This window comes from Desulfopila aestuarii DSM 18488 (genome assembly GCF_900143695.1).
Classification (GTDB): Bacteria; Desulfobacterota; Desulfobulbia; order Desulfobulbales; family Desulfocapsaceae; genus Desulfopila; species Desulfopila aestuarii.
The window spans coordinates 1-2176 of the sequence record NZ_FRFE01000091.1 but is presented as its reverse complement, the minus strand read 5'-3'; the positions used below and the strand labels follow the sequence as shown (position 1 = coordinate 2176).

At 42.6% G+C, this 2176-nt stretch carries 1 protein-coding gene; it reads right to left on the bottom strand.

From position 1 onward, the window contains the following. Positions 1 to 263: 263 nt before the first annotated feature. Positions 264 to 1964 carry a methyl-accepting chemotaxis protein gene (locus tag BUF15_RS26420; RefSeq protein ID WP_073617372.1) on the bottom strand — a complete coding sequence of 567 codons (1701 nt, stop codon included), beginning with the start codon at positions 1962 to 1964 and terminating at the stop codon, positions 264 to 266. Positions 1965 to 2176: the final 212 nt, after the last annotated feature.

Sequence of the window (2176 nt, the reverse complement as noted above, 5' to 3'; positions counted from 1 at the left end):
GCTGGTTCATGCAGGGGCAACAACCCTCTTGCCATAGTTTGTTCGAGTCGATCAATGAGGATATTGTCAAGATTTTCAATCAACCTTAAACTGCCAAACCATTCTGCTCAGCTGATTACCCGACTGTTCAGCTGAGTTGTTCAGAAAGAGCAGAAAGCTCTCTGGCACTACTGCCAACCTGTTAACTATTTGTAAACATTATTATTAAATTCATTGATGCCGCAATTCATTCGAGTAACTATTCTGTTCAGAAAATTGGCAGTCTATGCAAGTTTAAAATGTAGAATGATATTTCTCAATTGTTCTGCTAGCTCGGACAACCCTTTAGCTCTTTGTCCGACCACCTCACTGCCAGATAGGACTTGTGAGGTCGACTGACTCACCTGCGCAATATCATGCGAAATTGTTGCGGCTACAGTTGATGTCTGGCTTACATTCTCATTCACCTCCTGAATCCCGTCGGAGACCTGACTGATATTTAAGGTTATCTCTCTTGTCGCACTTGACTGTTCCTCAACAGCGGTGGCCATTGTATTAATTATTTCACTGACATTGTTGATAACCTGGACAACACTATTAATCTGCGAAACTGTCAATTCAGTAGTTGCCTGCATGTCTTGAATCTTGCTTTTAATGTTCATCGTTGCACCAGCAGTCTGCTTAGCAAGTTCCTTAATCTCGCTGGCAACAACGGCAAACCCCTTACCCGCATCTCCAGCTCTCGCGGCTTCGATCGTCGCATTCAATGCCAAAAGGTTGGTCTGTTCTGATATTTCGGTAATGACCGTCGTTACACTACTGATTTCGTGAGCGGCCTTTCCGAGATTACTCATAGCTTCTGAAGCAGAGGCAGCTTGAGTTACCGCTGTTCCAGATATAGAACGTGCTCTTTCAGCATTTTCAGCAATCTCATTTATGGTGGATGACATCTCTTCCGTAGCAGTAGCAACCATAGAAACATTGGTACTCGACTGTTCCATTGCTGCGGCGATGGCTCTGATACTGGAGCTCATTTCCTCTGCTGAGGCTGAAACTGATTCAGACCGACCTGTCGTCTCCTGGCTATCGACTGTCAATTCACTAGAAATACTTGTCAAATCAGCAGACGAATGTTTCATTGTCTCAACGCTGCTAACAACCGTTTGTATGGTGTTTTTTAGCTGTTGAGACATCTCATCCAATGCCCGCAAAAAATCGCCTATCTCATCACCACGGGTTGTTGTAATTGTATTACTCAAGTCACCCGTTGCAATTTTTTTGGCAAATGCCACTGCCTCAGCAACTGGCTTACTGATCATCCAGCTAAGGGTGGCACCGATTATGATACTGGTTATCACACCAAGCAAAATGATAATGCCGATACCCACTATTGTTTTTTCTCCTGCAACGATCAGGTCATCAGTGGCCCCATCAATCAGTTTCCTTGCCTCCGTGGCCAGCAAAGAAATACCTTCTTCAAATAGATATATATTTTCCTTATTGGAGTTCATCTTATCATTAGCATCTTGAGGCGTGAGATACTCGCCAGCAAGCACTTTAGTAGCAACCAACAAGAAGCCTGATACATATTGTTGATAGGCCTTCTCGGCCTTCCTAATTGCAGCTTTCGTCTCCTGGGGCATATGGCCTTCGGCAGTAGCAATGGCAATAGCAGCATCGAGAGTTTTTATTGTTTTTTCAGATACATTCTTGAATTTTTGCAGATACTCCTGTTGTTTTTCGGGTTTGCCGATGTTTAAGAACATATCTTTTTCATAACGACGAAGGGTTAAAGCCAGTATCTCCAATTCCTCTGATGTCTCCAATAAATGCAAATCGTTTCTTACCACGTCTTTGACCGAATTAATTGATCCTGTGATCGACCAAAAACCCATCCCTCCAACAAATAGAGTTATAAGGGATGTCAGCAAGAAGCCACCCAGAATTTTTTTCATTAAAGACATATTACCAATTATAGAACTCATACATTTCTCCCTTTTATTGTTACCGTAACCTAACGATATAACTTCATACAGTCCCAGTTAATCAGTTGGGTACATACGAGTTGTATGCCTCGGTATACTAATCCTAGGATTTATTTCCGAGTTATAGTCAAGTCTGGTGTTTGAAGAATCATTCTTAGATATTGACCACCCTGTTCAGCTCACCTTCTTTTACTGGTTCAACCCTCTCGCCA

Bases quoted from the DNA above. Each gene is read 5' to 3' on its own strand.
- BUF15_RS26420 (WP_073617372.1), bottom strand. From the start codon at position 1,964: ATGAGTTCTATAATTGGTAATATGTCTTTAATGAAAAAAATTCTGGGT.